This window comes from Denitrificimonas caeni DSM 24390, from assembly GCF_000421765.1.
Taxonomy (GTDB): Bacteria; Pseudomonadota; Gammaproteobacteria; order Pseudomonadales; family Pseudomonadaceae; genus Denitrificimonas; species Denitrificimonas caeni.
In genome coordinates this window covers 436,633-463,602 of sequence record NZ_ATXQ01000001.1, presented here as the reverse complement: position 1 = coordinate 463,602, position 26,970 = coordinate 436,633, and the positions used below count along the sequence as shown (strand labels likewise).

Sequence of the window (26,970 nt, the reverse complement as noted above, 5' to 3'; positions counted from 1 at the left end):
CAGCCTTTATTAAAAATCGGAATCGGTTTCAAATGCATCTTCAATCCAGTCAATGGTGAACGTCTGTGTCGAGTTAGGATGTGCAGTAATGACATCGAAGCGACAGGGATGTTCTAACCATTGTGGATGTTCGGTTAAAAATTGTTCAGCAGTTTTTATCAGTTTCTGGCGTTTAATTTGATCAATACTATCAAGTGCGCCACCAAATTGGCTGTGCTTTCGATAACGTACTTCGACAAATACCAGCGTGTTGTGTGCAAGCATAATCAGGTCGATCTCACCAAATTTGCAAGACCAGTTACTGCCAATATGCTGTAAGCCAGCGCTAGCTAGGTAGTTTAAAGCATATTGCTCAGCAACTTGACCAATTTCTAATGACTTAGTCAATCTGGCTTTCTTTTAATGATTCTAACTGGCCGTTATTAAACTGTGCCCAATACAGTAAACGTTCAATTCTTTGCTGTGCATTGAGCTGCAAGTTACCCGTTAAGCCTGCGGAGCGACTGTTTGGTAGTGCGCGCAGCTGCTGCAATTGGCTGGCCAGCTGGTAAGCGTCTGCACCCATAGCATAAAAGCGTCCTAAGCTGCCTAGCGCTTGTGGCCACTGATAAGTAATGTGTTGACGGATTGGGTTGTTAGTTTCAAGAAACCAAGGGATTTCACTAAACTGCAAGCCGTCCAGTTCTGGATACACCTCGCCGGTACCAGGATTGATCGCTGAAGTGGCATAGATAGGCACGTCGCCAGCATATTGGAAAGACAGTGTTGGCTTGATAATACGAGCCTGCTGTGGAGAAGCAGCGAGGAAAATAAAGTCGATATCAGGACGGCGTGCAGGTTGTGCGGCAACTTTAGAGTCTAAGGTGCTTTGTAATTGTTTAGCGCGTTGCTCGCTGGCACGCAATTGAAACATTTCAGCAATTTGTCCAGTCAGTTCAGCAGGACGATCAATGCGCTGGGTGACAATCATTTCACCGCCAAGCTCCTGCCACTGTGCCGTGAATGCGCTGAGGATGCGATCGCCCCATTCATTTTTTGGCACCAAGGCTGCCGCGCGACGCATGCCGTCGGTCCAGGCGCGATTAGCGGCTAAGCGGGCTTCATCTTCAGCCGCTAAGCCATATTGGAACAGTTGTACGGGACCGTTCTGATGATTGTCAGCGTAGTTGAGTGCCAAGGTGGTGATGGGTAGCTGTGAACGGCTGGCCAGTTGGCGAACTAAAGGTTTTTCCCACGGGCCAACGACAAGTTCAACGCCATCACGGGCTGCTTGCTCGTAGAATGTATCCATTGAGCTTATTTGGTTGCTGTCATACAGGCGAATATCCGGTACCGCCTGACCGTTGGCTTGAGCAATGTAATGTGCTGCGAAAAAGCCATTGCGCAAAGCATCGACGACGTTCTGGTTGGCATCTTTGCTCGGCAGTAACAATGCTAGAGTCTTGATATTTTGCGCTTGTAGTTGCTGCAGCTGCTGCAGAGCTACGGGAAGTTGTTTAGCCGCGGGATGCCATGGGTTATTGGCGATCCACTGCTTGATATCAGTCTGCTGTTGCTCAAGTGAGCTGGTAGCTTTAGTCAGTAGAACTAACTCTAACCAGCCGGCTAAATCATTATCGCCAGTTTCGTTGAGTTGGGTACGTGGCAACGCGCTAAGCAAAGACCAGATCGCTTGGTGGTTGTCAAAAGCTGTTTGCCCTTCCAATAAAGGTGCAATGTAAATTCGCTCACGTGCTGCGGCAAGAGGTTTACCGCTGTCTTCTAGAGCTTGCGCACGTACCAGTTGGCTGCGTGTTTGTTGTGCCAACGGCATTTCGCTGAGACGCTCGAAGCTTGGATGCTTAAGGGCTTTCAAGGCGCTATTGGGCTGTTGGCGGGCTAAAGCTAATTCAGCTTCAAGGGTTTTTGCGAAAATTAATTGAGCTGGGCTGGCCTGACTGGTATCTAGGCTTTCTAGTATTTTTCGTGCGCGTAGTGGTTGTTTTTGCTGCCATGCTAAGTCGGCAGCGGCTAAGTACAGACCGACTGCTTGGCTGTCACTTTTCTTTCCAGCTTGTTCGAGTAGTTTGTCTAAATCGCTGTACTTGGTCGGCGGTAACTCTCCTAGCGTATTGCTTGGCGAGCTTGAGCAAGCTGCTATCAAGATAGATAAGCAGAGGGTTGAGAGTACGCGTAATGGGGTTTTCATAGACAAGCAATCCAAGCACAATAAAGTTAATGACTTGATTGTACCCAAGCGCGAGCATTGGTGCGATCTTGTCACACTAAATCAGGCTACAATAGTGCTTTATTTTGTATCTTTGGAGTGTTTTGTGAGTGCATCCACACCTCAGCTTAATGGGCTTGGCACATTGTATGTAGTGGCGACGCCTATCGGTAATCTTGATGACATCAGTGCCCGGGCCTTGCGTATTTTAGCTGAGGTCAGTCTGATTGCCGCCGAAGATACACGGCACTCCACACGGCTCTTGCAGCACTTTGGTATCCGCACACCTTTGGCGGCTTGTCATGAGCATAATGAGCGTGAAGAGGGCGGACGTTTTATTACCCGGTTATTGGCCGGTGACGATGTTGCGTTAATTTCTGATGCAGGCACACCATTGATTTCTGATCCAGGCTATCACTTGGTGCGCCAAGCACGTGCGGCGAATGTCACGGTGGTTCCGGTGCCGGGTGCTTGTGCGCTGATTGCTGGTTTATCTGCAGCGGGTTTACCTTCAGATCGTTTTGTCTTTGAAGGTTTTTTGCCTGCCAAACAAGCTGCACGTTGCACGCGCTTAACTGCAGTGCAGCATGATCCACGTACGCTGATCTTTTATGAGGCGCCGCACCGTTTGCTCGATAGTGTTGCGGATATGTGTGATGTGTTTGGAGCTGATCGTCCGGCGGTTTTAGCGCGTGAGCTGACAAAAACCTTTGAAACGATTAAAGATCTACCGTTACAGCAGATGCATGATTGGATTGCTGCTGATGTCAACCAGCAGCGTGGTGAGTGCGTGCTGCTGATTGCAGGTTATCAGGCGCCGGTTGAGGCGCTAGAGGTCTCTCTAGAGGCGCAGCGTGTGCTGATGCTGTTGATGGCTGAGTTGCCGCCCAAACGTGCGGCAGCGCTAGCCGCTGAGATTACCGGTGTGCGTAAAAATGCATTGTACCAGTGGGCCTTAGACAACAAGCCTGCTTAGAGGCAGTTGATTAAAGTGCACGGACTCTAATCCGTGCTTGAGCAGTTGACGAATATTGGCATGGTCGCTGCCGTCCGGCGTTGCCAGGACGTGACGGTAATGTTCACCAAAGGCCAATAAAGCATCATGCGTGCTGAGATTCTCAAGTAAGGCTAAGCCGAAGATTTTACAAGAACCTTGATTACTACCGGCAGCGTTATGCAGGCCTGCATTCTCAAAAGCGCAGGCTGTGTACTGATAGTTCGCATCAATAAAAGCCAAAGTGTCGGCAAAGCGATGCTCTGGCTGTTTAATGGCTTGCAGAAACTCAGTTACTGTCATTGTTTACGCTGCGGTGTGCCGTCAGAGTAATTGACACTGACTCTGAAAAACGCAGTGCGTGCGGCTTGTCGACTTCGACTTCGGCGTAACGCACTTGTTCGTGACGCATCACGCAGTCGAGGACATCTTGAGTTAAACGCTCGAGTAGCGCAAAGCGATTTTCCTCCACGTACTGAATAATCTCTTTAGTGATAGTGCGGTAATTCAGTGCATGATTGATGTCGTTAATTTGCACAGCATCTTCAGCCGGGTAGAACAGGGTGACGTTGATTAAAATATCTTGTTTGTTACGTATCTCATCTTCATTGATGCCAATGTAGGTGCGTAAACGCAGATTTTTAATGCGAATGCGCGCCATGCCCGGTTCTAAGCGTGCCATAGATTAGTGACTCCGAATAAGTTGCAGAAATTCTTGGCGAGTCGTGCCAGAGTTACGAAATGCCCCGAGCATTGCCGATGATGTCATCACTGAGTTTTGCTTTTCTACGCCGCGCATCATCATGCACATGTGCTTGGCTTCGATCACCACAGCAACGCCAGCAGCGCCGGTTACTTTCTGCACGGCATCAGCAATTTGACGGGTTAGGTTTTCTTGGATCTGTAAGCGGCGCGCGTACATATCCACAATACGTGCCACTTTAGATAAGCCCAGTACTTTTCCAGTCGGGATGTAGGCAACGTGGGCTTTACCGATAAAGGGCAGCATGTGGTGCTCGCATAAAGAGTACAGCTCGATATCACGCACAATCACCATTTCGTCACTGGATGATTCAAACAGTGCGCCGTTGACGATTTCATCAAGATTTTTTTCATAGCCATTGCACAGATACTGCATCGCTTTGGCGGCTCGCTTTGGGGTGTCGAGTAAACCTTCGCGCTCAGGGTTTTCACCTAGACCGACTAAAATTTCATGGTAGTGTTTACTTAAGTCATCACACATTATCAGCTCTCCAAGCCTTGCATCATTTTAGATGCCGGCCGCCATTAACAGTAAGGGTTGTGCCTGTCACATAAGGCGTATCAAGTAAGTAACGCAGGCTTTGGTAAATAACTTCTGGGCCCGGCACGCTGCCCATTACAGATTTTGCCATCGCGTGACGTTGGTAATTTTCATCATCATCAGGGTGTAGCATGATCAGCGCAGGTGCTAGAGCGTTCACCTTAATGTGCGGCGCTAAGCGCGCGGCAAAAGATAGAGTGAGATTGTCCAGGCCTGCTTTGCTTGCGCTGTAAGCGATACGTTTAGCGCTACCTTTGCGGATTACATCGTCAGTTATATGAATGATATCAGCCTTGTCCGACTGCATCAGTAAAGAAGCGCAATGCTCATTGATTAAGTAGGGCGCAAGAACATGGACATTGACCATTTGCATAAAAGCGCTAGCATCAGCACCGTTTTCTGCAATCCATAGTGAAGCATTATGGATAATGGCGCGCAGAGAAGACGTTGTTTGTTTGATTTTTGCAATAAAATCTAAAATACCTTGCTCGTTAGCAAAGTCGGCTTGAATACACTGCACGCCCAGCTCACGCAGCTCATTGAGTTCATCGCGCTCTTGTCGATAACTGATAATGATTGGCTGGCCCGCAGCTAAAAAACGCTTAACACAGTGCAGGCCCAGTCGCTGACTGGCACCGGTTATTAGGATGGGAGCGTTACTTTGCATCGTATTGGCCTTATCGGGTTCTGTGACGAGTGGCAATGTCTTATATCAAGCGGTGCTACTAAAGGTTGATAAAGTTATACTAGAGTGAAGATTTGTACAACCTACAAAGTCTAGGTGTATAGCTTTTATTACAGCTTGGTCATTTCTTGTTATGATGGAAATTATTCTGGTTTTTGACCCTAGCTTACTTTTTTATATTGATGAGGCTGTTGCTGAGCATGACAATTAACCTGGTAATTGTTTCTGGTACTGTGTTTGGTGCTGCTGAAGATGTGGCACATCACGCCGCGCAGTTATGTGCTGAGGCAGGGCTGAATGTCACTTATCAACCACGTATCTCTTATGCTGAGTTAGTGGCTTTAGAGCCAGATGCACTGTTGTTCATTACCTCAACCACTGGGATGGGGGAGCTGCCGGAGAATTTACAGCCCTTGGTTAGTGCTCTGCGTGAGAAAGCCCCGCAGTGGCATGGCTTGCTTGGTGGGGTGATTGGTTTAGGCGATGCCTGTTATGGCGATGATTTTTGTGCGGGCGGCGAGATGATTCGTGAGCTCTATGCAGAGTTGGGTGTCGTGGAAGTGCAAGACATGTTACGCCTGGATGCCAGCGAGACGGTGACGCCAGAACGCGATGCAGAACCATGGCTGATTGAGTTTATTGCCAGCTTGACAGTTTAGGTTGTGCATTGAAAAAGCCGATTAAAACCTATACGAAATCACATCCGAAAAGTGCTTTTTCGTCTCACACTCGAGCCAAGGCTAAGCCGCAGAAGCTGGAGCCACTGCAGCCGCGCTTGCTGATGCTGAATAAGCCTTATGATGTGTTAACCCAGTTTACCGATGAGCTGGGGCGGGCGACGCTTAAAGACTACGTGCCGGTAGCTGATGTCTACCCTGCGGGGCGTTTAGATCGCGACAGTGAAGGCTTAGTGCTGCTCACAAACAGTGGACGCTTGCAGGCAAGAATTTCTGATCCGAAGTATAAGTTACACAAGGTCTACTGGGTGCAAGTTGAGGGGCAGCCAGATGTTCAGCAGCTACAATGCTTGCGTGAGGGTGTTGAACTAAAGGATGGCTTAACAGCACCCGCACAGGCTCAATTGATTGCTGAGCCTAAACTTTGGGCGCGTAATCCACCTGTGCGTGAACGCAAAAATATCCCCACGGCATGGCTGCAGCTGACTATTTATGAAGGTCGTAATCGACAAGTGCGACGGATGACAGCAGCAGTGGGATTGCCAACGTTACGTCTAGTTCGAGTACAGATTGGTGATTGGTGTTTGGCTGACTTGCCCAGTGGGCAGTGGCGCGAGCTTGAAATGCCTGTTTGAGTCGTTCAGGGTGTGCTGTTTAAGGCTAGTGGGCAGTGTCTTGCACTACCCACTACTTAATTGCTTTTGCCGTTAGTATTCAGCAACAATGACTTCGACGCTTTTGTTCACTACTTCGCGCCATGCTTGCATTGTCTCTGCTGTGCATTCTTTATCATGTTCACGAATCGTTGCCGCGAGTGCATTAAACCAAAGCGTGTAAAGTTCTGGGCGAATATTCAAGCCCTTACGTGAATGTGAGCAGCCGAGCGCTTTGAGTTTGGTGCCAGGCATGCCGCGAGCGTATAGAACGACATTCAAAATGCCTTGACGCAACAGTAACTTTTGCCCCGCCATATTAGTGTTAGCAAACTTATCACGAACTTCCGGTGAAGTTGCAAGGAAATGGTCGTAAAACGAGTCGAAAAAACCATCGTTTGCACAGCAGCGGCCATAGCTCTGCATAACGATATCAGCAGCTTTCATTCAGGTTGTCCTTGGAGATATATTAAAATAAACGCGAGAAAAGTGTGGTTAGCGATGCAGTAAATAGTATGTGGTGTCGAGGGATTTATAGGCCTTTGACGGCAATCACTACAGTTTTAATAATAAAACCAAGCACACCGAGACCTAGTGCAAAAAACAGCACTGCAGTGCCATAGCGACCTGCTTTAGATTTTTTGGCCAAATCCCAAACTATAAAAGCCATAAATAATATGAGACCACCGACTAAGACGGTCATCATTAGCTCTTCAAATACTTCAGTTTCCATAGCTACCCTACCTAGTACAACAAGCACATATTACTTATTGATCTGCAGCATGAGGACCAAGATTATACGTTAAAAGTACTACAATGTCAGTTGTGAAGCCTGATTGTTCTGCGAAAGTTACCCAGTGCGCTGGGTTGCAAGCAGCGCTTGCTCGTCTATAGGTGCAAATGAGTGAGTGGTAAAGCTGTGGATAATTGCACATGATTGAGAACGAAGCTTGAGCGCACACTGGTGACGCCCTCAATGCGGGTGAGCTTTTCCAGTAAGAACTTTTGGTAGTGGTCCATATCTGGGACTATAACTTTAAGTTGGTAGTCTGCATCCATGCCAGTGATGAGGCTGCATTCGAGCACTTCAGGCCATTGACAGATGTGCTTTTGAAAGTTTTCAAAACGCTCTGGAGTGTGGCGATCCATGCCGATTAATACGTAAGCTGTTAAGGTTAAGCCTAGTTTTTTACGGTCCAGTAAGGCGACCTGCTTACGGATATAGCCTTCATCCTCTAAGGCTTTTACTCGACGCGAGCAGGGCGATGCTGATAAACCGATACGCTCTGCTAGTTCTTGGTTGGATAGGCGCGCATCGTGCTGCAGTTCTTGCAAGATGCGTAAGTCGTAGCGATCAAGTCTGTCCATTTAAGCCTCGTTTTAGTGATGTTTAGATATATTTTAAATATTATTGCTTAAGATTTAGTTTTTGTGGTTTTTTATTGCTGGTTTTTATTTTTTATGGCGATCTTTGCAAACATTAGCTGATGTGTGTTTTGTACAATAAAGCCAAGTTCACAGCTTGTATAACAAATGAGCCCATCATTAGCGCAATCTTTACCGAGAATGCCTAACTGAACACGCTTTACCGAGCGTTTTCTAGCAAGCTCGATCACTTCACTCTGGGATCGATTGAACCAGCAGCACAACTGCTGATTAGGGCGGCATTAAAGGAGCATCTACAAAGATTGCTCCTTTTTTGTATCCGCACAACAACCTCTAAGGACGAGTTAGGTTATGCTATAGGCTTGAAATTATCTTATTGTTTGGATTTTACGCTGAGCATTTGCACAAGCAGGTATGCCTGCGGTAGGAGAGAGCTTTTATGAGTGCGTTTCATGCTTTAACACTCAAGGCATTGGATGGTAGTGAGTTGCCTATGGCGCAATTTACAGGACGTTTGCTACTGGTTGTAAACGTTGCCTCTGAATGTGGTTTAACCAAGCAGTACATTGCTTTGCAAGCACTTTATGAGCGCTATAAAGACAACGGCTTTAGTGTATTAGGTGTGCCGTGTAATCAGTTTGGTAAGCAAGAACCGGGCAGTGCACAAGAGATTCAAACATTCTGTACTGAACGCTTTGGTGTGACTTTTCCTTTAACAGAGAAGTTGCAAATTAATGGTGCTGGGAACCATCCACTGTACCGCTTGTTAGCCGGTGAGGGCGCTGAATTTCCGGGCGAAATTACTTGGAATTTTGAAAAATTTTTAGTCAGTGGGCAGGGGCAGGTTTTAGCGCGATTCTCACCACGCACAGAACCTGATGATAATCAGTTGATTGAAGCCATTGAGAATGAGCTGGCGATAAATGCTGGCTAGCAAAACATGAGTCATAAAAAAGGAGGCTTGCAGGCCTCCTTTTTATTTTCCGCAGATCAATGAAGTTTTTATTTGCCCAGCAAACCAAAGGTTAAGCGGTTAAGCCAGCTACGTTTGGGTTGCTCATCGTTAATTGCGCTGCGAACACTGTCGGGTATTTCTTCGGCAGCGTTCTCGTATTGACGAAGCACATCTTTGCTGGCTTGAGTTTGTTGCGGGCGTAAATCATCGTTGCTACCAATAAAGCCTAAAGTGGCTTTGCTTATCCATGAACGGTTATCCAGGTCTTTTTCGCGTGCTTTAAAGGATCCACTGGCTAAACTTGGATGTTCTGGATAGTTTATTTTCAGGGCTTCTAGACTGGTTGCCGCTAAATCATCTAGCGCTAAGTGTTGATAAGCCTCGGTCATAATGGCTAAGCCATCACCGACTGCTGGTGTTTCTTGGAAGTTTTCAACGATATAACGGCCACGGTTGAGTGCGGCAACATAAGACTGGCGCTTTAGGTAGTAGTGGGCAACATGCACTTCATAAGCTGCCAATAGGTTGCGCAAGTAGATCATGCGTTGTTTTGCATCGGCTGCATAACGGCTATTGGGGTAACGGTTGGTGAGTTGGGCAAACTCGTTATAAGAATCACGTGCAGCACCGGGGTCGCGCTGAGTCATATCCAATGGTAGAAAACGCGCTAATAAACCACGATCTTGATCAAAAGATGCTAAACCCTTCATGTAGTAGGCGTAGTCAACATTGGCATGTTGTGGGTGTAGACGGATAAAACGATCAGCCGCGGCGCGTACCGCTTCTGGCTCCATATTCTTATAGTAGGCAAAAATCAGCTCTAATTGAGCTTGTTCAGCGTAGCGACCAAAAGGGTAGCGAGACTCTAAAGCTTTTAATTTGCTCACTGCCGATGAATAGCTTTTGTTATCAAGATCCGTTTGTGCTTGTTGATAGAGCGCGGTCTCGCTTAGGTTTTCATCAATATCCTTGGACGCACAGGCGCCTAATAAGGTAAAAAGAGCGATAAATAGCAGATGCCTTAGATGCATGATTGAGTACGCCGTTAAACGGTCGGCTGACTTGCAGTGAGCTGACCTGTTATAGTGAACACCTCGAATCTAGATTCGAGGCAAATTATGCTGTATTTAACCACAAGCGTGCGCTTGAAACCAAAGCCTACGCATTCTCTGTTGATGAGTATGCCAACAAATACCAACGAAACAATTCAATTGTATGCAAAAGTTCCAAGTGAACTGGGTGGCCAACGCTTAGATCAGGTTGCAGCACAGTTGTTCCCGGAGCATTCGCGCTCACGTTTAACGACTTGGATTAAAGAAAACCGCTTGACGGTTGATGGCAAAGTGTTGCGGCCGCGCGATACCGTCTATAGCGGTTCTGAGCTTGAGTTGACGGCTGAACGTGAAGTCCAAGGTGAGTGGGTCGCGCAAGATATTGCCCTAGATATTGTCTATGAAGATGAGCATATTTTAGTCTTAAATAAACCAGCGGGCTTGGTTGTTCATCCGGCTGCCGGACACCCTGATGGCACTTTACTAAATGCGCTACTGTTTCATGTGCCAGGTTTAATTGAAGTGCCGCGTGCTGGTATTGTCCATCGCCTCGATAAAGACACCACAGGTTTAATGGTGGTGGCGAAAACCCTTGAGGCGCACACCAGTCTGGTTGATCAGCTACAGGCACGTAGCGTTGGCCGTACCTATGAGGCGATAGTGGTTGGAGTCATTACCTCAGGCGCCACTATTGATGCACCAATTGGGCGTCATGGGCAGCAGCGTCAGCGTATGGCCGTGATTGAAAGTGGCAAGCCTGCAGTCAGTCATTATCGAGTGCTAGAGCGTTTTCGCTCACACACGCACACCCGAGTTAAGTTAGAAACGGGGCGTACTCACCAGATACGTGTGCACATGGCGCATGTGGGTTTTCCATTGGTTGGTGATCCGGCTTATGGTGGGCGTTTTCGTATTCCTCCAGCCGCCAACCCAACCATGTTGTTAGCGCTTAAAGAGTTTCCTCGTCAAGCCTTACATGCACGCTTCTTAGAGTTAGATCATCCAGTGACTGGTAAGCGCATGAAGTGGGAAGCGCCTTTACCTGAGGATTTTGTCTGGTTGCTGACTTTGCTGCGCCAAGATCGTGAAGCCTTTGTGGGATGAATAAAAAAGTTACCTCCATGTGGCCGTTTGACTGGCTTGCGCCCGATTGGCCGGCGCCAAAAAATGTACGCACTTGCGTTACCACGCGCAATGGTGGTGAGAGCTTGGGGCCTTTTGCTGAATTTAACCTTGGCACACATGTTGGTGATTCGCTTGAGGTTGTTCAAGCGAATCGGACTTATTTGGCTGAGACTTTGCAGTGTCAGCCGGCTTGGCTCAATCAGGTGCATGGCAATTGCGTAGTGATTGCAGATGCTGAGCACGTTCTAACGGCTGATGCCAGTGTTAGTCGGCAGGTTGGTCTTGCTTGCTGCATTATGAGTGCTGATTGCTTGCCGGTGTTTTTTACTGATCAGGCTGGAACTTGCGTTGCTGCAGCGCACGCCGGCTGGCGCAGTTTGGCCGCTGGGGTGTTGGAAAAGACAGTCGCGGCGATGCACATTGCACCGGCGCAGATTATCGCATGGCTTGGTCCGGCTATTGGTCCGGCTGCATTTGAAGTGGGCGCTGAAGTGCGCGAACAGTTTATTCAGCAGCATCCTATTACGGCACAAGCTTTTATCCCGAGCGTCAATCCAGGGCGCTGGATGGCCGATATTTACCAGTTGGCACGCTTGCGCTTAGCGTCTTGTGGCGTGACTTCGGTGTATGGCGGCGGTTTCTGTACAGTCACAGATCCACGTTTTTACTCGTATCGCAGAGAGCCTGTGACAGGACGCTTTGCTAGCTTGATCTGGCTTGCTGGCGATGAGAGCGCTTAAATAGCCGTTATTACAGTGTTATGCGCTTGCACCTTTAAGCGCCACAGTAGCGATTGTTTAAACAAACAGTCGGTATAAAACTAATTTGAGTGATCATTATAAATCAGCCTTTCGGTTGATGACCTGCCGTGCCTGTTACCTTACCTTGACAATACTCTAACAAAAACAACAGGTATTGATATGTTACAGACGCGTATTCTGCCCTCTGCTGAGAATGCACATGCTTCCCCGCTGCTTATCAAAAGTTTATTGCTGTCAGGGGTGCGCTACGAAAAAAATCGTGAAATTGTTTACCGTGATCAGTTGCGTTACAGCTATGCAACCTTTGTTGAGCGTGTTGCGCGTTTAGCCAATGTGCTAACCGAGATGGGTGTTAAAGCCGGCGATACTGTTGCGGTGATGGATTGGGACAGTCATCGTTATCTTGAATGCATGTTTGCTGTGCCGATGCTAGGTGCCGTGCTGCATACCATTAATGTGCGCTTATCGCCTGAGCAAATTCTCTACACCATGAATCATGCCGATGACCGATTTGTCTTGGTTAATAGCGATTTTGTTGAACTGTATGCGGGCTTGAAAGCATCCTTAACTACGGTAGAGCGCACGTTGTTGCTCAGTGATGCAGACTCGCCAGTTGTTGAGCTGATTGATTCGGTGGGTGAGTACGAAGCGCTGCTGGCAGCGGCTAAAACCACCTATCCGTTTGCCGACTTTGATGAAAACTCAGTGGCTACAACGTTTTATACGACAGGCACCACCGGCAACCCTAAAGGCGTTTACTTCACTCATCGACAATTGGTCTTGCATACCCTGGCAATGGCGTCGGTTGTCGGCAGTGTTGATAGCGTGCGCTTATGTGGCACCGATGATGTTTATATGCCGATCACACCGATGTTTCATGTCCATGCTTGGGGTATGCCTTATGTCGCAACGATGCTGGGGCTTAAGCAGGTTTATCCAGGACGTTATGATCCAGAGTTATTGGTAGAACTGTGGGAGCGTGAGAAGGTTACGTTCTCACATTGTGTACCGACCATTGTGCAAATGATTCTTGCGGCAAAAGCGGCGCAAGGTAAAAACTTTAATGGCTGGAAGCTCATTATCGGCGGCAGTGCATTGCCGCGCGGGTTGTACGAAGCAGCACTGGCGCAAGGGATTCAGCTAACTGCCGCTTATGGCATGTCTGAAACCTGTCCGTTGATTTCTTGTGCAATGCTCAATGATCAGCTGCAAGCAGCAAGTCAAGATGAGCAGATTACCTATCGCATTAAAGCAGGTATTCCTGTGCCTTTAGTTGAGGCTGCTTTGATGGATGAGGAGGGAGGCTTTCTGGCACATGATGGCGAACAGCAAGGTGAATTGGTGTTGCGTGCGCCGTGGCTCACCCAGAGTTATTTCCGAGAGCCTGCACAAGGTGAAGCGTTGTGGGAGCATGGTTGGATGCATACTGGCGATGTAGCAACGATCTGCGAGATGGGCTTTATTGAAATTCGCGATCGCATTAAAGATGTGATTAAAACTGGGGGGGAATGGGTGTCTTCTTTAGAATTAGAAGACCTCATTAGTCGACATCCAGCGGTACGAGAAGCAGCGGTTGTTGGTATACCTGATCCGCAGTGGGGCGAGCGCCCTTTTGTGATGTTGGTGCTGCGTCCTAATGGGCAATTGGATGCGCGTGGCGTCAAAGAGCATCTTAAAACTTTTGTTGAGCAAGGACTGCTGAGTAAGTGGGCGATACCGACTCAGGTAGCAGTTGTTACCGAAATACCCAAGACCAGTGTTGGCAAGCTTGATAAGAAACGTATTCGTCAAGACGTAGCGCAATGGCAAGCAGAGAGTTCGGTATTTCTTTCTACCCTGTAGGCTGCGTCTTTGTTAGTACGGATCTATGACTAATAGGTCATTGCCTGTGTTGGCATGTTTGATGCATAGAAATGCTAATAGCAATAAGTAAAAGTTTGAAGCCGCCGATTTAGAGCGGTTACAAAAGCAAATCAATCTTTTGGTTGATCAGCTTTTATGAGTGGTTGGTTAAACTGCCAACAGCCAAAATAAAATACGGAGTTGCATTAATGACTACAAAAAATCAGCAAATATGGCGTATGGCAAAGTTGCCATTGGCCGTGAGCTTAGCTTCAGTGTTGGCTACGCCAGCCTTTGCAATCAATTTTAATCTGGGTGAAGTTGAGGGTTCGTTTGACTCATCTTTGTCTGTTGGTGCCAGTTGGTCGACAGCTAAACGCGATATGGATTTTATCGGTAACGCCAACGGCGGAACGGGCTATACGCAAACCGGGGATGATGGACGTTTAAATTTTCAGCGCGGTAAAACTTTTTCACAAATATTTAAAGGTTTGCATGACTTAGAATTAAAGTACAAAGACACCGGTGTCTTTTTACGTGGTAAATATTGGTACGATGCCGAGCTACAAGATGGCAATCGCTCATGGAAAGATATTAGTAACAATGGCCGTAAAGAAGGAGCTAAAACCCGCGGTATTGAGCTGTTAGATGCGTTCGTGTATCACAATTATGCGATTGCGGATCAGCCAGGTACTGTACGTTTAGGTAAGCAGGTGGTGAGTTGGGGTGAAAGTACCTTTATTTTGAATGGTATCAACTCGATTAACCCGGTTGATGTCTCTGCATTCCGCCGCCCAGGCGCAGAACTGAAAGAAGGCCTGATTCCAGTCAATATGTTCTTTGTCTCACAGAACTTGACTGATCAGCTGTCGATGGAAGCTTTTTATCAGTTGAGCTGGAAGCAAACAGTTGTCGATAACTGCGGTACCTTCTTCTCTGGTGCAGATGTGGCTGCTGATGGTTGTAATAATAATTATAATATTTTAAGTGCCAAACAAAGAGACGATATTATTGCTGCAGGAGCCCTGATTGATTATTTAAATACACTGACCTCAGGTTATTATCCTGAGTTATCAGAGCTAGGTATTAATGTCGGACGAGAAGGTATAATGGTTCCGCGTGGTAAAGATAATAAAGCTGGCGATAGCGGTCAGTGGGGTATGGCATTACGCTGGCTTGGTGACAACACTGAGTACGGTGCATACTTTATGAATTACCATAGTCGTACACCTTTTGCTAGCTACCAGAACTTAGATTTGGACACTTTGCAGAATCTTGCTGGATTGGCTGCATTACCTTCGCCAGGTCCTTCATTACCACCTGGAGTTGCTTTAGCTGGAGGGCTACTTGCACCCGCGTTATTAAGTAACGGTAGCTACTATATGGACTATCCAGAAGATATCCGCTTATATGGCCTAAGTTTTTCTACTACTTTACCCACAGGTACAGCATGGCAAGGAGAAGTAAGTTATCGTCCAAATATGCCAGTGCAAATTAACGCCACTGATATGACCGGTAAGCTAGCTGAAGGCATTGGTGCTAGTTTAGGTGGTGCGATAGCTGCGGGTGGGTCTGCTACTGTTCCGGGGCGAGAACTCTTGGGTGCGGCATTCGCTCAAGCAGGTATGGGGCATCGTGGCTATAACCGTAAGGAAGTTACACAAATACAAACTACTTTTACTCACTTTTTTGACCAAGTGCTTGGTGCTAGTCGAGCAACTGTGGTTGGTGAAGTAGGCTTAACTCATGTCGGTGGTATAGAGAGTAAAGATGATATTCGCTATGGCCGTGATGTTATTTATGGCAATAAAGATGTTGGTGGTCGTCATGGCTACGTAACTTCTAACTCATGGGGCTACCGTGTGCGCGGTATCTTAGACTACAACGACGTGTTTGCTGGGGTGAACCTCAATCCAAATATGGCGTTCTCGCATGATGTGGATGGTTATGGTCCGAACGGTCAGTTCAACGAAGGCGCTAAAGCGATCAGCTTTGGTCTCGATGCTGACTACCAGAACACCTACACCGCGTCGCTATCGTACACCAACTTCTTTGATGGTCGTTACAACACCTTGACCGATCGCGACTTTGTTTCGATGAGTGTTGGCGTAAACTTCTAATCACTGCGTGCGGTGCTAAGTGTTTAGCACCGCACACTGTGTGTCTCCCAATTTATTTTTCTCTTAGGAAGACTGAAATAATGAAAACAAATAAAAGCATGATGCAGGCGGGTACAGCGTTTTTATTGTCAATGTTTGCGGCGAGTGTAATGGCTGCAGTTTCTCCAGATGAAGCGGCAAAACTTGGTACAAGCTTAACGCCGTTCGGCGCAGAAAAAGCAGGCAATGCTGACGGCACAATTCCAGAGTGGACAGGTGGCTTAGCCACGAATGCAGCGGCAGTGGATAGTCGTGGTTTTTTAGCCAATCCGTTTGCTGGTGAAAAGCCGCTGTTTACCATTACCGCGCAAAACGTTGATCAATATAAAGACAAGCTGACTCCTGGCCAGTTGGCGATGTTCAAACGTTATCCTGATACCTACCGTATGCCGGTGTATACCACCCATCGCTCAGTGACTATGCCTGCTGAAGTGGTGGAAGCAACAAAAGCTAACGCACTCAATACAAATATGGTGCAAAACGGTAACGGTCTAGAAAAGTTCACCGTGGCTAATGCTTTCCCTATTCCCAAAAACGGTCTAGAAGTGATTTGGAACCACATCACCCGTTACCGTGGTGGTAGTGTGAAACGTTATGTCACTCAAGCGACACCGCAAACCAATGGCTCATATTCTTTAGTGTACTTTGATGATGAGTTTGTCTTCCCAAACAAGCTTAAAGACTACGATGCGAGCAAGCCAAGTAATATCCTGTTTTACTTTAAGCAGAAAGTTACAGCTCCTTCCCGCTTAGCGGGTAACGTATTGCTGGTTCACGAAACATTGGATCAGATCAAAGAACCACGTATGGCTTGGTTGTATAACGCTGGTCAGCGCCGTGTTCGTCGTGCGCCACAGGTTTCCTATGATGGTCCAGGTACAGCGGCGGATGGCTTACGTACTTCAGATAACTTAGATATGTACAACGGTGCACCTGATCGTTACGAGTGGAAGCTCAATGGCAAAAAAGAGATCTATATCTCTTACAATAACTATGAGTTGGACTCACCAAAGCTTAAATACGATGACATCATCAAAGCCGGTCACATTAACCAAGATTTAACTCGCTATGAGTTGCACCGTGTTTGGCATGTGACTGCAACCCTGAAAGCAGGCGAGCGTCATATCTACGCAAAACGTGATTTCTATATCGATGAAGATAGCTGGCAAGCAGCAGCCATTGATCATTACGATGGCCGTGGAAACTTATGGCGTGTAGCTGAAGCGCATGCGCTGCATTACTACAACAAGCAAGTACCTTGGTATTCTCTGGAAGCACTGTATGACTTGCAGTCAGGTCGTTACCTTGCACTGGGTATGAAAAACGAAGAGAAACAAGCCTATGAGTTTGGCTCTGTTGCTACCTCTGGTGACTTCACTCCGTCGGCATTGCGTCAAGCCGGTGTGCGTTAATTCAATGTTAAATGATGCTGCTCTAGTAGCAGCATCTTAACATCACTAAAAGCCAAGCTTTAACGCTTGGCTTTTTTGTGTCTGCAATCTGTAATATTGAGTAGAAGCGATTCATTTATCAGGCAGAAAAAAAGACCCGCACAAGTGCGGGTCAAAACCGTGTTTAGCCTGATGAGGAGATAATCTAAAAAATCGACCTGTTGATTCTTTAGTCACCGGCTGATCTTGCGATCAGTTGAGTTAATAATAACGATTATCATTTGCATGTCAAGTGGTAAGTGTATATTAAACATATTGTGCTGTTCCGAACGGGTTGTCAGCACAGACCGGCAGCCATCAGTGTCAGTGCCATACGCTATCAGTAAGCGGATATGTTAAGCTGCGCGTCTGTTTAAGCATGAGTTGTGTGCGGTTATGAGCAAAAGTGAAAATCCAATTTTTAAAGTCATCTTTGTCAACCAAGGTCAAGTCTTTGAAATGTATGCAAAAGCCATCTATCAAAGTGATTTGTGGGGTTTTTTAGAAGTTGAAGAGTTTGTCTTTGGAGAGCGTACGCAGGTGGTGGTTGATCCGAGCGAAGAAAAACTCAAAGCACAGTTTGAAGGGGTTATTCGCAGTTACATTCCATTGCAAGCCATCGTACGCATTGATGAAGTTGAGCGCTTAGGTGTCGCACGTATCAGCGAAGCCGCAGTTGGGAATGTCATGTCGTTTCCGATGCCGGTGCCAACCAAGTAATAGAGTGTTTTCTGGGCGAGCGTGTTGCAGATAAGTAATGAAAATTCGCTTAAAGTTTGGTTGGGCGATATTTATTAGTCAACACTCGGGACTCTATTATAAATGAATCAGTTAGGCTCAATGCCCTCATGACTTTCACCGGCAATCGGTTGCTGCTTAATGCTGGGTTTGACTGCAGGAAAATTTGCCGAAGCGTAGCGCACAACTAAGACAGAAAATGCCAGCAGTAGAATAGCGCCTGACACGTACACAACGCCCATGTCTGGACGGTGATGATGAGATATATCGGAAATCATCAAGCGCGTTAGTGCTGTAATAGCGACATAGATTAAAAAGCGCACGGGCATGTGGTTGGTTTTGAAGTAAATGCCAACCATGGCGCCAAGCTCTAGATAGATAAATAGCAGCAAAATATCATCAATTGATGCTGCACCTTTGCCAAGCATTTCGAGGACGGTAAGCACCGCAGCCCAAGCTGTGATGCCGCCAATAACGAAGAGTGCCATGTAATGAAAAGTTTCGACTAGAAGATTGCCCACTGATTCAGCGTAGGTGTGCAAGTGCGCACGTGTTTTTTCAGCCCAATTATCTTTCAAAAGTTTCTGCTCCTTAAGTCGAATTGCGAGCATAGCAAACTTCGGGTTTTTGTAAAATACATGTGGGTTCTAAGAGTTAAGTGGCGCGAGCAGTGCTGCAATGCTGGATTCATCTAAGCCACCACTGACGCTGGCGCCACCATCAAGAATACTGCTGGCAAGCTCTGCTTTATGCTGTTGCAGATGTTGGATTTTTTCTTCAACGCTACCGCGAGCAATCAGTTTATAGATAAAAACCGGCTTAGTTTGTCCGATGCGATAAGCACGGTCGCTGGCTTGCGCCTCACTGGCAGGATTCCACCAAGGGTCAACATGGATTACGGTATCGGCTGCGGTTAAGTTCAAGCCAACTCCGCCAGCTTTTAGGCTGATTAGAAATACAGGCACTTCTTCCGTTTGGAAACGTTGTACTGGGGTGCGCCTGTCGCGGGTCTGGCCTGTCAGTTGCACATAAGAAATGTGCGCAGCATTAAGTTCGTCGGCAATTAAAGCTAGCATACTAGTGAATTGTGAGAAGACCAAAATACGCCTTCCGGTCGCGGTAAAACTGCGCAGCATTTCCAGTAAATGCTGCATCTTAGCCGAGTCTTTGCTGCTATATTGCGCGGCATCGTCAGCGCTGAGTAAACGTAAATCACAGCACACTTGGCGCAGGCGCAGTAATGCTTCCAAGACAACAATATGACTTCGTCCTATACCCAGTCGCTGGATTTCCTCGCGGACTTTTTTGTCCATGGCGAGGCGCAGAGATTCGTAGCGATCGCGTTGAGCGCTAGTAAGGTCAATGAATTGAGTGATCTCGGTTTTTGCTGGCAGTTCGCGTGCCACTTGCTCTTTGCTACGCCTTAAAATGAAGGGTTTGAGACGACCTTGCAGATGCGCTAAACGTTGTTCGTCAGCATGTTGCTCAATGGGGGTACGGTATTGGCGAGTAAAGCTTTTATTGTCGCCGAGCCAGCCGGGCATAAGGAAGTTAAACAGCGACCAGAGCTCGCCTAAATTATTTTCTAAAGGCGTACCGGTTAAGCATAGACGCTGCTGTGCACGTAATTGAGAAACGCAGATGGCTGCTTTGCTGCGAGGGTTTTTAATCGTTTGTGCTTCATCGAGAATCACAATGTGCCACTGATGTGCCAATAGCTGTTCGCTATCACGTGATAGCAACGCATAGGTGCTGATAACAATGTCGGCTTCAGTAATCTGCGCAAATAGTGCATGACGTTGCTGTCCATGTAAGGACAGCACTTTTAGTTGTGGCGTAAAGCGTGCAGCTTCATCCTGCCAGTTAGCTATCAGGCTGGTTGGCATAATAATCAGCACTGGATGCTGCAGGCGTTGGGCGTTTTTCTCGCTGAGAATATGCGCCAAGCTTTGCAAGGTTTTACCCAAGCCCATATCGTCGGCCAAAATACCGCCCATGCCAGTGTGCATTAAATTTTGCAGCCAAGTTAAGCCTTCATGCTGATAGGCACGTAAGTTGGCATTTAAACCTGCAGGGATAGGGCTTAAGCTTTGTAAAGGTTGTGTTAAGCGTTCGGCTAAGGCTTGGATGGCTTCGCCACCTTGCCAATCGATACCCTTGGCTTGCAGTTGCGTTAAACGAGCAGCTTCTTGGCGCGGTAAGCGCAGTTTATGATCCGCACTGATAGCTTCTTGCATATACAGCTCGCCCAAGCTACTCAGCACTGCGCGGATGCGTGCATAAGGTAGCGCCACGCGTTTGCCAAGCTTCCCTACATGCACCAGTACAACGTCATTATCATCACGCTGTGCTAGATATTCTCGATCAAGCAATTTTGGTGACTGGCGAATCAGCTGTAATAAAATTGGCAGCAAGCTGATAACTTTTCCCTCAACCTCAATGCCCAGTTCTAAGGAAAACCAGTCGAGGGAGGGGGACTCTTCAATGGTTGCATACCAGTGATCAATGCTGAGTAGGTTGAATTGAAACTCTGGCAGCATTAGCGTGCGCCAACCTTGTTCGCGCAGCTTGGATAAAGGTTGCTGCATAAAGGTTAACCAAGCCGCCTCGCTGGCCAATTCATAAGCATCGCCCGCACTATCCGGTACAGCATCACTGCGGCGTAATGATATTTGCCAGCCGAGTTTCTTCAGCTGCTCTCGGCATTGCTGTTCAAAATCTAAATCACGGGTGATGCGCAGGCGCTGATAAGGGCCTGTAGTGGCTAGAAAGTCAGGCGTCGATTTGCCACTGCAGAGATGGCCTTGATAGTCGAATGCTAGCGCGGCGCGATGTTGTACCAAGCTTTGCATGCGAGCGCTGCGTGCATCGTAACGATTGAGTGGCAAGCTACCAAAAGTAAGTTGTGGGGTTGGTGGCTGCACAGGCGCATCGAAGATCTGCAGCGCTGGCGCACTTTGATTTTGACTGAGTGTGCTTGGCTCATTCGGCAAGCTGAGGGGCGGCTTACCCTGTTGCTGCATGTCTTCAAGAGTAAGCAAGGCGGCAACCACATGCTTGCAGTTATAACCCACGTAGCATGAGCAGCGACCATTAATATCGTAATAACTATTTTTATCTACTAACGTTATCGTTTGTAAGTAGGTTTGCCCTGCTGAGCCTTTACATTGCGCAGTGACAGTCGCGCCTTGCAGTTGCAGCACGCTGCTGCGACCTTGATCTGCGTAAGCTTTGCCACGCTTAAAGTCGCCGAGGGCAATGGCTTGACGCCACTGCGCGCATTCTAGGTTTTCGATGTTAAGAGTCTTAGGCATAGGCACGTTATAAATGAGTCAGCTCAATAGTATGGCATAAGCTGTTGTGCCTTAGGCTCTGCAGGGTAAACTTAGCCAGTGCTGCTAACGTTAGTAGTGCTCTTGACATGCAAGTATTCGGAGTGGGTCACGTCTATGACGGTCGCGGTTATTCAAATGGTCTCGGGAGAAAATATAGCCCAAAATCTAAGCTGCGCTAGGTTGTTACTTGAGCAAGCAGCAGACAGCGGAGCGCGGTTAGTGGTGCTTCCCGAAAACTTTGCGGCAATGGGCAATATTAATCCAGCGCATATCGCCAGCCTTGAAGCGCAGCAATGCGGCCCCATCTTACCTTGGTTAGCACAGGCTGCACGCGAGTTGGGTTTGTGGATTGTCGGCGGTACAGTGCCGTTGCTTGCTGCTGGACAACTTGAGGGTAAGCCTTGCGCGAGCTCTTTGTTATTTGATCAGCACGGTGAGTGCGTGGCCCGTTACGATAAACTGCATTTGTTTGATGCCGCAGTGGCTGACCAGCAGGGTAGTTATAACGAGTCAGAGCGCTACCGTGCAGGACAAGCTTGCACTGTAGTCGATACACCAGTTGGGCGCTTAGGTATGACAATCTGTTACGATTTGCGCTTTCCAGAGTTGTACAGTGCATTACGAGATGCTGGCGCTGAATTGATCAGCGTGCCATCGGCCTTTACCGCATTGACTGGTGCTGCACATTGGCAGGTCTTATTACGCGCTCGGGCTATAGAAACCCAGTGTGTAATATTGGCGGCTAACCAAGGCGGCGTTCATGGCTTAGGTCGTGAAACCTTTGGTCACTCGGCAATCATTGATGCTTGGGGCAAGGTGTTAGCGGAGTTGCCGAGCGGTGCCGGCTGTCTAACCCATGCAGGCTCGCTTGCTGAACAAGCGCTGATTCGCCAACGTATGCCAATTTGGCAACACAAACGATTTTCTGTTGCGCAGTTATCGCGGACAGACACAGAGGACACACAATGAGTGATTTGTTAGCCAGCGCCAGTTCTGTTTTATTGGCACCAACAGGCTTGGGAATAGAGCAGCTATCCAGTGTGTTCAGCGAATTAGCTGGACCCGGTATTGATGCTGCTGATTTATATTTTGAAAACCGTATCTCTGAAGCTTGGGTGCTAGAAGAAGGCATCGTTAAAGAAGGCAGTTTTAGCCTTGATCAAGGTGTCGGTGTGCGTGCTCTAGCGGGTGAGAAAACCGGTTTTTCTTACAGCAACGCTTTGACTTTGCCAGCACTTTTGCAAGCAGCACAGGCTTCGCGCAGCATCGCTCAATCAGGCCAGCAAGTGCAGCCGATCGCTATTCAATCGGTGGCGCATGCACCTTTATATTCTGCAGATAACCCGTTGGAAGTGATCAGTCGTGAAGAGAAAGTTGCGCTGCTGAAAAAAATTGATGCGGCAACTCGTGCTCTCGATCCCCGTGTGTGCCAAGTGACGGTCAGTTTAACTGGCTCTTGGGAGCAGATTTTAGTGGCGACACTGGACGGGCGCTTAGCTGCTGATGTGCGTCCGCTGGTTCGTTTTAACGTCAGTGTGATTATTGAACACAATGGCCGGCGTGAGCGCGGTAGTGCTGGTGGTGGTGGACGTACCGATTACCGTTACTTTTTAGAACAAGACCGTGCCATGGAGTTTGCCCGTGAGGCGGTGCGTCAAGCGCAAGTGAATCTTGAAGCGATTGCTGCACCAGCAGGGACTTTACCTGTGGTGCTCGGCCCAGGTTGGAGCGGTGTTTTGCTGCACGAAGCAGTAGGTCACGGCTTAGAGGGGGATTTTAATCGCAAAGGCAGTTCGGCCTACAGCGGTAAAGTCGGCCAGCAAGTCGCATCGTCGCTGTGCACCATTGTTGACGATGGCACCTTGGTCGGGCGACGTGGCTCGTTAAGTATTGATGATGAAGGTACACCAACACAGTGCACAACCTTGATTGAAAATGGTGTGCTGCGTGGTTATATGCAGGACAGCATGAATGCTCGTTTAATGGGAGTAGCGCCGACCGGTAATGGTCGTCGTGAGTCCTACGCGCATGTGCCGATGCCGCGCATGACCAATACTTATATGCTGGCTGGTGAAAGTGATCCGGAAGAAATTATACGTTCGGTGAAGCGTGGTATTTATTGCGCCAACTTAGGTGGCGGACAAGTGGATATCACCAGCGGCAAATTTGTGTTCTCCACCAGCGAAGCTTACTTAATTGAAGATGGCAAAATTACTGCACCGGTTAAAGGTGCGACCTTAATTGGTAATGGCCCAGAAGCCATGCGCCAAGTCTCTATGGTGGGTAATGATTTAGCTTTAGACAGCGGTGTTGGCGTTTGCGGTAAAGCGGGGCAGTCGGTGCCAGTGGGCGTAGGTCAGCCGACCTTGAAGATTGATGGTATTACTGTTGGTGGTACGGGTAGTTAATCTTGCACTTAGCGTATCGATGGTTACGTTGATCGATACGCTAAGAATGTTAGGTTTATTTTAAACCGAGGCGCTGCTCATCTAAATCACGTAAATATTTAAAGATTTTACGTGATGCGGTCGGCGCTTTATTACGTGCCAGTTCATGTTGAGCATGACGAATTAAGCTACGCAACTGCTGAATATCAGTATTAGGGTAGTCTTCGACAAAGCTTTGTAGGGCCGTGTCACCTTCTTCGATAAGACGGTTGCGCCAACGCTCTAAAGCATGAAAGCGGTTATTGTATTCACGGGTTTGACTGTCAGCCAAGTTCATCGGCAGCATAATGGCGTCAATATCGTGATTGCGTAACAGCTTGCCGAGAAACTGCGAATGGCGTTTACGGGCAATGTGCGCGGTATGTTTACACGTTTCGTCCAATGCTCTGCGCAGTTCGTCACTGAGCGGCATTTTATTGAGTAGGTCAGGCTTAAGGTCAGAAAGACGCAAGCCTAACTGTTGCAGAGCCAGCATTTCGCGCTTGACTTGTGATTTGCTTTTCTCTTCTTCTTCGTCCAGCGAGTCGTCGATATAGTCAGACATAACGGTGTTCCAATCAATTAGGACACTATGATAACAGAGCAAGGCTGATACTTTGATAGGGTCTTGTGAAAATGCTTTGGAGTAACTATGAGTGTAAGTGAAAGTGTCGGTCCGCAAGCATTACCTGGGCTTAAAAAACAGGTAGAAAAAATTCTTGCAGTGGCCAAGCAACAAGGTGCTAGCGCTTGTGAAGTAGCGGTTTCTGTTCATCAAGGTTTAGCCACCAGTGTGCGACAGGGTGAAGTAGAAACAGTTGAGTTTAATCGCGACCAAGGCTTTTCAATCACTGTTTATCACGGTCAGCAAAAGGGTTCAGCAAGCACCACGGTGAGCGGTGATGCGGCGATTACAGAGACTGTCGCTGCGGCCTTGGCGATTGCTAAATATGCTTCTGCTGATGAGTTCGCAGGCTTAGCGGATGAACAGTTGATGGCGCGTGAGTTCCCTGATTTAGACCTGTGGCATCCGTGGGATCTAAGTCCTGAACAAGCCATTGAGTTGGCCTTGGAGTGTGAAGCTGCCGCATTTGCTACGGATGCGCGAATCAGTAATGCCGATGGCAGCAGTGTCAACAGCGATGTGGGCTGTACGGTATACGGCAACAGCCACGGCTTGATTGCTGGACACGCAGGCACACGGCACAGCATCAGTTGTGTGATGATCGCGCAAGCAGATGGACAAATGCAGCGTGATTACTGGTATGACTACGGTCGTCGTGGAGATTTACTCACTGATGCGGCAACTATTGGTCGGATAGCGGCTGAGCGTACTGTCAGCCGTTTAGGTGCGCGCTCAGTGCCGACCTGTGATGTCCCAGTGTTGTTTGCTGCTGAGTTGGCAGGTGGCTTGTTCGGTAGCCTGCTGGGTGCTATTGCTGGTGGCAGTCAGTATCGGAATTCTTCGTTTTTAGTTGGAGCATTGGGGCAGACATTATTTCCTGAGTGGCTCACTTTAGATGAGCGTCCCTTGCTGCAAGGTGGTTTATCCAGCAGTGCCTTTGATGGTGACGGACTGGCTACCTATGCTAAACCTTTCATTGAGAAGGGTGTGCTGTGTAATTACATGCTGAGCACTTACTCTGGACGTAAGCTGGGCATGCCAAGCACGGCAAATGCGGGTGGTGCACGCAATGTCTTTGTCACTCACGGTAATGATGATCAAGCAGCTTTATTGAAAAAGATGGGGCGTGGCTTGCTAGTGACTGAGCTGATGGGGCAGGGTTTGAATATGGTCACCGGCGATTATTCACGCGGTGCCGGCGGCTATTGGGTTGAGAACGGTGAGATCCAATTCCCGGTGCAAGAGGTGACCATTGCCGGCAATATGCGCGATATGTTTAAGCAGATCGTGGCGGTTGGTAATGATCTTGATCGCCGTGGCAGTATCTGCACTGGTTCTGTATTGATCGAACGGATGAAGGTTGCGGGCAGCTAGGTGGTATTGCACTCAGCAGCGCAAGGTGTTTCGCGCTGCTGCTGCTGCCGGGTTAATCTGGTGAGACGAAGTCCAGTGTGTAGTTGACTGCGCCGCCGCTGGGCTCAAGTATTTCTAAGGCAATATGAATGGGGGTCTGCTGCGGCATGTTTTGTTGTCCCGCCAGTTCGCCGCCAAGGTATTCCAGCGGTTTAAATAAACGGCTGGCTAACACTTGACCGTGCTGATCGGCGAATGTGAGTTTTAGCAGCGGAAAGGGTTGGCTAAAGGATGCGCGGTTATAAATGATCGCGTCAACGAGCAGGGCACCGCTAAAGTCAGGGTGACTGCGAACCAGTAAGTTGCTGCTCTTGATTTTATCGACATCAACTTTAGATGGCAGCTGGCAATCAATCACCGGGCAAATAACTTCTAGCCAAGGGCGTGTGCTGTCTTGGCGCGCCAGTTGTGCAAAATTATGATAAGTGTATTGGCCTACAAGCAACAGAATCGCACAGATATTTAAGACGCCCCATGCCAACCAGCGACGCCAAGGACTTTTTTGCGGCTGCCAATCAAGACGCAAAGGGCCATCGCTAAAGTTAGGTAGCTGGCCGCTCATTGGTTCCATGTGTACAGGCGCTGCTGATGCTTGGAAGTGCGCGGTGGTGCTTGAGTGTTGTGCAGTGTCTAACGGCTGCTCCAGTGTTTCAATTTCTTCGGCTTTAGGTTCGACGCTGCTTAATTGCGCAACAGGTTCTTGTGCAAGCAGCTCATCACTCCAGTCAGTGAGGGCCGTCTGTGTGTTTTCTAGAGCATCCTCTATTGGCGCAGGACTTGGCTTTACGCTAGCTTGTAATGCAGCGAACTCTCCTGATAGTTCTTTGCTGCGTTGCTGCTCTTCACGCTCTAAACGAGCCAGCTCTTCATCAAGATCAAGGTCATCTAAATCATCTAAATCCATATCATCATGAATCAGCAGTGTTTTTTTGCTGGCGGTTGTCACAGCTTCATCATGTTGCTTAGTAATATCAGAGTTGTCAGAAATCACGGCAGCAGCATGCGTCGTTTGTGCCGGCGCCACTTGTGGGATGGTAGGCGCTGGGCTTTGAGCCGGATTGATTTGGCGTGCGGCATTAAACACTTGTAAACAGGCACCACAGCGTACCGACCCGCGAGCAGCACTCAGTTGACTGTGCTTTAGACGAAAGCTGGTTTGGCAGTGCGGGCATTGCGTGATAAAAGTGTCGGTCATGATTGTGTCA

At 48.1% G+C, this 26,970-nt stretch carries 27 protein-coding genes; 13 read left to right on the top strand and 14 right to left on the bottom strand.

Annotated features, from left to right (window positions below; genetic code table 11):
- Positions 1–9: 9 nt before the first annotated feature.
- Positions 10–387: a YraN family protein gene (locus H591_RS0102150; RefSeq protein WP_022965300.1), complete on the bottom strand. Its 378-nt coding sequence runs from the start codon at positions 385–387 to the stop codon at positions 10–12.
- Positions 380–2,188 carry a penicillin-binding protein activator gene (locus H591_RS0102145; RefSeq protein ID WP_022965299.1) on the bottom strand — a complete coding sequence of 603 codons (1,809 nt, stop codon included), beginning with the start codon at positions 2,186–2,188 and terminating at the stop codon, positions 380–382. Before H591_RS0102145 ends, H591_RS0102150 begins: the two co-directional genes overlap by 8 nt.
- Positions 2,189–2,312: 124 nt before the next feature.
- Here H591_RS0102145 and rsmI point away from each other — a divergent pair, with 124 nt between their 5' ends.
- Positions 2,313–3,182 carry a 16S rRNA (cytidine(1402)-2'-O)-methyltransferase gene (gene rsmI / locus H591_RS0102140; protein ID WP_022965298.1) on the top strand — a complete coding sequence of 290 codons (870 nt, stop codon included), beginning with the start codon at positions 2,313–2,315 and terminating at the stop codon, positions 3,180–3,182.
- Here the strand turns inward: rsmI and H591_RS0102135 are convergent.
- From H591_RS0102135 to folM, 4 genes are read right to left on the bottom strand one after another with little or no spacing between them, the layout of a single operon-like run.
- Positions 3,162–3,503 carry a HopJ type III effector protein gene (locus H591_RS0102135; RefSeq protein WP_022965297.1) on the bottom strand — a complete coding sequence of 114 codons (342 nt, stop codon included), beginning with the start codon at positions 3,501–3,503 and terminating at the stop codon, positions 3,162–3,164. The two genes, rsmI and H591_RS0102135, sit on opposite strands and share 21 nt — an antisense overlap.
- Positions 3,490–3,882, bottom strand: a complete 393-nt coding sequence (gene folX / locus H591_RS0102130) for a dihydroneopterin triphosphate 2'-epimerase (protein ID WP_022965296.1) — start codon at positions 3,880–3,882, stop codon at positions 3,490–3,492. Before folX ends, H591_RS0102135 begins: the two co-directional genes overlap by 14 nt.
- A 3-nt stretch (positions 3,883–3,885) precedes the next feature.
- Entirely contained in the window at positions 3,886–4,443 is a 558-nt protein-coding gene (gene folE, locus H591_RS0102125; RefSeq protein ID WP_022965295.1) for a GTP cyclohydrolase I FolE, read from the bottom strand.
- A gap of 22 nt (positions 4,444–4,465) precedes the next feature.
- On the bottom strand, positions 4,466–5,170 hold the full coding sequence (folM, locus tag H591_RS0102120; RefSeq protein ID WP_022965294.1) for a dihydromonapterin reductase: 705 nt from the start codon (positions 5,168–5,170) through the stop codon (positions 4,466–4,468).
- Positions 5,171–5,394: 224 nt separating this feature from the next.
- On the opposite strand from folM, the gene H591_RS0102115 reads away from it, so the two are divergent.
- Positions 5,395–5,847 (top strand): flavodoxin, encoded by a 453-nt coding sequence (locus H591_RS0102115; RefSeq protein WP_028244115.1) that lies wholly within the window; start codon positions 5,395–5,397, stop codon positions 5,845–5,847.
- A 122-nt stretch (positions 5,848–5,969) separates the two neighbouring features.
- Positions 5,970–6,500, top strand: a complete 531-nt coding sequence (locus H591_RS0102110) for a pseudouridine synthase (RefSeq protein ID WP_084702531.1) — start codon at positions 5,970–5,972, stop codon at positions 6,498–6,500.
- 72 nt (positions 6,501–6,572) lie between these two features.
- On the opposite strand, the gene H591_RS0102105 is transcribed toward H591_RS0102110, so the two are convergent.
- From H591_RS0102105 to H591_RS0102095, 3 genes are all read right to left on the bottom strand, one after another.
- Positions 6,573–6,965: a globin gene (locus tag H591_RS0102105; RefSeq protein WP_022965291.1), complete on the bottom strand. Its 393-nt coding sequence runs from the start codon at positions 6,963–6,965 to the stop codon at positions 6,573–6,575.
- An 85-nt stretch (positions 6,966–7,050) separates the two neighbouring features.
- Positions 7,051–7,251, bottom strand: a complete 201-nt coding sequence (locus H591_RS0102100; protein WP_022965290.1) for a DUF2788 domain-containing protein — start codon at positions 7,249–7,251, stop codon at positions 7,051–7,053.
- Positions 7,252–7,406: 155 nt separating this feature from the next.
- Entirely contained in the window at positions 7,407–7,886 is a 480-nt protein-coding gene (locus tag H591_RS0102095; protein ID WP_022965289.1) for an Lrp/AsnC family transcriptional regulator, read from the bottom strand.
- A 457-nt stretch (positions 7,887–8,343) separates the two neighbouring features.
- Here H591_RS0102095 and H591_RS0102090 point away from each other — a divergent pair, with 457 nt between their 5' ends.
- Positions 8,344–8,838: a glutathione peroxidase gene (locus H591_RS0102090; RefSeq protein WP_022965288.1), complete on the top strand. Its 495-nt coding sequence runs from the start codon at positions 8,344–8,346 to the stop codon at positions 8,836–8,838.
- A gap of 68 nt (positions 8,839–8,906) precedes the next feature.
- Here the strand turns inward: H591_RS0102090 and H591_RS0102085 are convergent, their stop codons facing one another.
- Positions 8,907–9,890: an outer membrane protein assembly factor BamD gene (locus H591_RS0102085; RefSeq protein ID WP_022965287.1), complete on the bottom strand. Its 984-nt coding sequence runs from the start codon at positions 9,888–9,890 to the stop codon at positions 8,907–8,909.
- Positions 9,891–10,040: 150 nt separating this feature from the next.
- On the opposite strand from H591_RS0102085, the gene rluD reads away from it, so the two are divergent.
- The 6 genes from rluD to H591_RS0102055 all read left to right on the top strand — a co-directional run bounded on the left by rluD (position 10,041) and on the right by H591_RS0102055 (position 17,948).
- The gene (gene rluD, locus H591_RS0102080; protein WP_028244114.1) at positions 10,041–11,015 is read left to right on the top strand and encodes a 23S rRNA pseudouridine(1911/1915/1917) synthase RluD; all 975 of its coding nucleotides are present in this window, start codon (positions 10,041–10,043) and stop codon (positions 11,013–11,015) included.
- Positions 11,012–11,776 carry a peptidoglycan editing factor PgeF gene (gene pgeF / locus H591_RS0102075; protein ID WP_022965285.1) on the top strand — a complete coding sequence of 255 codons (765 nt, stop codon included), beginning with the start codon at positions 11,012–11,014 and terminating at the stop codon, positions 11,774–11,776. Before rluD ends, pgeF begins: the two co-directional genes overlap by 4 nt.
- 180 nt (positions 11,777–11,956) lie before the next feature.
- Positions 11,957–13,639, top strand: a complete 1,683-nt coding sequence (locus tag H591_RS0102070) for a fatty acid--CoA ligase (RefSeq protein ID WP_022965284.1) — start codon at positions 11,957–11,959, stop codon at positions 13,637–13,639.
- A 209-nt stretch (positions 13,640–13,848) separates the two neighbouring features.
- Positions 13,849–15,759 (top strand): DUF1302 domain-containing protein, encoded by a 1,911-nt coding sequence (locus H591_RS0102065; protein ID WP_022965283.1) that lies wholly within the window; start codon positions 13,849–13,851, stop codon positions 15,757–15,759.
- Between the two features lie 98 nt (positions 15,760–15,857).
- Positions 15,858–17,210: a DUF1329 domain-containing protein gene (locus tag H591_RS0102060; RefSeq protein ID WP_408605526.1), complete on the top strand. Its 1,353-nt coding sequence runs from the start codon at positions 15,858–15,860 to the stop codon at positions 17,208–17,210.
- A 414-nt stretch (positions 17,211–17,624) separates the two neighbouring features.
- Positions 17,625–17,948 (top strand): DUF1820 family protein, encoded by a 324-nt coding sequence (locus H591_RS0102055; protein WP_022965281.1) that lies wholly within the window; start codon positions 17,625–17,627, stop codon positions 17,946–17,948.
- Positions 17,949–18,055: 107 nt separating this feature from the next.
- Here the strand turns inward: H591_RS0102055 and H591_RS0102050 are convergent, their stop codons facing one another.
- Positions 18,056–18,544, bottom strand: a complete 489-nt coding sequence (locus H591_RS0102050; protein ID WP_022965280.1) for a phosphate-starvation-inducible protein PsiE — start codon at positions 18,542–18,544, stop codon at positions 18,056–18,058.
- 69 nt (positions 18,545–18,613) lie between these two features.
- A complete protein-coding gene (locus H591_RS0102045; protein WP_022965279.1) occupies positions 18,614–21,280 on the bottom strand; it encodes a DEAD/DEAH box helicase in 2,667 nt (888 codons plus the stop codon).
- 135 nt (positions 21,281–21,415) lie between these two features.
- On the opposite strand from H591_RS0102045, the gene H591_RS0102040 reads away from it, so the two are divergent.
- Both H591_RS0102040 and tldD read left to right on the top strand, forming a co-directional pair.
- Positions 21,416–22,270 (top strand): carbon-nitrogen hydrolase family protein, encoded by an 855-nt coding sequence (locus H591_RS0102040; protein ID WP_022965278.1) that lies wholly within the window; start codon positions 21,416–21,418, stop codon positions 22,268–22,270.
- Positions 22,267–23,709 (top strand): metalloprotease TldD, encoded by a 1,443-nt coding sequence (gene tldD, locus H591_RS0102035; protein WP_022965277.1) that lies wholly within the window; start codon positions 22,267–22,269, stop codon positions 23,707–23,709. Before H591_RS0102040 ends, tldD begins: the two co-directional genes overlap by 4 nt.
- A gap of 55 nt (positions 23,710–23,764) precedes the next feature.
- Here the strand turns inward: tldD and yjgA are convergent, their stop codons facing one another.
- Complete coding sequence (yjgA, locus tag H591_RS0102030) at positions 23,765–24,292, bottom strand: ribosome biogenesis factor YjgA (RefSeq protein WP_022965276.1); 528 nt, start codon at positions 24,290–24,292, stop codon at positions 23,765–23,767.
- 87 nt (positions 24,293–24,379) lie between these two features.
- Between yjgA and pmbA the strand changes: the two genes are divergently transcribed.
- Positions 24,380–25,726 (top strand): metalloprotease PmbA, encoded by a 1,347-nt coding sequence (gene pmbA, locus H591_RS0102025; RefSeq protein WP_022965275.1) that lies wholly within the window; start codon positions 24,380–24,382, stop codon positions 25,724–25,726.
- Between the two features lie 52 nt (positions 25,727–25,778).
- Here pmbA and H591_RS0102020 read toward each other — a convergent pair whose 3' ends face one another.
- Positions 25,779–26,960, bottom strand: a complete 1,182-nt coding sequence (locus H591_RS0102020; RefSeq protein ID WP_022965274.1) for a DUF3426 domain-containing protein — start codon at positions 26,958–26,960, stop codon at positions 25,779–25,781.
- Between the last annotated feature and the right edge of the window lie 10 nt (positions 26,961–26,970).

Bases quoted from the DNA above. Each gene is read 5' to 3' on its own strand.
- H591_RS0102145 (WP_022965299.1), bottom strand. From the start codon at position 2,188: ATGAAAACCCCATTACGCGTACTCTCAACCCTCTGCTTATCTATCTTG.
- H591_RS0102135 (WP_022965297.1), bottom strand. From the start codon at position 3,503: ATGACAGTAACTGAGTTTCTGCAAGCCATTAAACAGCCAGAGCATCGC.
- folX (WP_022965296.1), bottom strand. From the start codon at position 3,882: ATGGCACGCTTAGAACCGGGCATGGCGCGCATTCGCATTAAAAATCTG.
- folE (WP_022965295.1), bottom strand. From the start codon at position 4,443: ATGTGTGATGACTTAAGTAAACACTACCATGAAATTTTAGTCGGTCTA.
- folM (WP_022965294.1), bottom strand. From the start codon at position 5,170: ATGCAAAGTAACGCTCCCATCCTAATAACCGGTGCCAGTCAGCGACTG.
- H591_RS0102110 (WP_084702531.1), top strand. From the start codon at position 5,970: ATGCTGAATAAGCCTTATGATGTGTTAACCCAGTTTACCGATGAGCTG.
- H591_RS0102105 (WP_022965291.1), bottom strand. From the start codon at position 6,965: ATGAAAGCTGCTGATATCGTTATGCAGAGCTATGGCCGCTGCTGTGCA.
- H591_RS0102100 (WP_022965290.1), bottom strand. From the start codon at position 7,251: ATGGAAACTGAAGTATTTGAAGAGCTAATGATGACCGTCTTAGTCGGT.
- H591_RS0102095 (WP_022965289.1), bottom strand. From the start codon at position 7,886: ATGGACAGACTTGATCGCTACGACTTACGCATCTTGCAAGAACTGCAG.
- H591_RS0102090 (WP_022965288.1), top strand. From the start codon at position 8,344: ATGAGTGCGTTTCATGCTTTAACACTCAAGGCATTGGATGGTAGTGAG.
- H591_RS0102085 (WP_022965287.1), bottom strand. From the start codon at position 9,890: ATGCATCTAAGGCATCTGCTATTTATCGCTCTTTTTACCTTATTAGGC.
- rluD (WP_028244114.1), top strand. From the start codon at position 10,041: ATGCCAACAAATACCAACGAAACAATTCAATTGTATGCAAAAGTTCCA.
- pgeF (WP_022965285.1), top strand. From the start codon at position 11,012: ATGAATAAAAAAGTTACCTCCATGTGGCCGTTTGACTGGCTTGCGCCC.
- H591_RS0102070 (WP_022965284.1), top strand. From the start codon at position 11,957: ATGTTACAGACGCGTATTCTGCCCTCTGCTGAGAATGCACATGCTTCC.
- H591_RS0102065 (WP_022965283.1), top strand. From the start codon at position 13,849: ATGACTACAAAAAATCAGCAAATATGGCGTATGGCAAAGTTGCCATTG.
- H591_RS0102060 (WP_408605526.1), top strand. From the start codon at position 15,858: ATGATGCAGGCGGGTACAGCGTTTTTATTGTCAATGTTTGCGGCGAGT.
- H591_RS0102055 (WP_022965281.1), top strand. From the start codon at position 17,625: ATGAGCAAAAGTGAAAATCCAATTTTTAAAGTCATCTTTGTCAACCAA.
- H591_RS0102045 (WP_022965279.1), bottom strand. From the start codon at position 21,280: ATGCCTAAGACTCTTAACATCGAAAACCTAGAATGCGCGCAGTGGCGT.
- H591_RS0102040 (WP_022965278.1), top strand. From the start codon at position 21,416: ATGACGGTCGCGGTTATTCAAATGGTCTCGGGAGAAAATATAGCCCAA.
- tldD (WP_022965277.1), top strand. From the start codon at position 22,267: ATGAGTGATTTGTTAGCCAGCGCCAGTTCTGTTTTATTGGCACCAACA.
- yjgA (WP_022965276.1), bottom strand. From the start codon at position 24,292: ATGTCTGACTATATCGACGACTCGCTGGACGAAGAAGAAGAGAAAAGC.
- pmbA (WP_022965275.1), top strand. From the start codon at position 24,380: ATGAGTGTAAGTGAAAGTGTCGGTCCGCAAGCATTACCTGGGCTTAAA.
- H591_RS0102020 (WP_022965274.1), bottom strand. From the start codon at position 26,960: ATGACCGACACTTTTATCACGCAATGCCCGCACTGCCAAACCAGCTTT.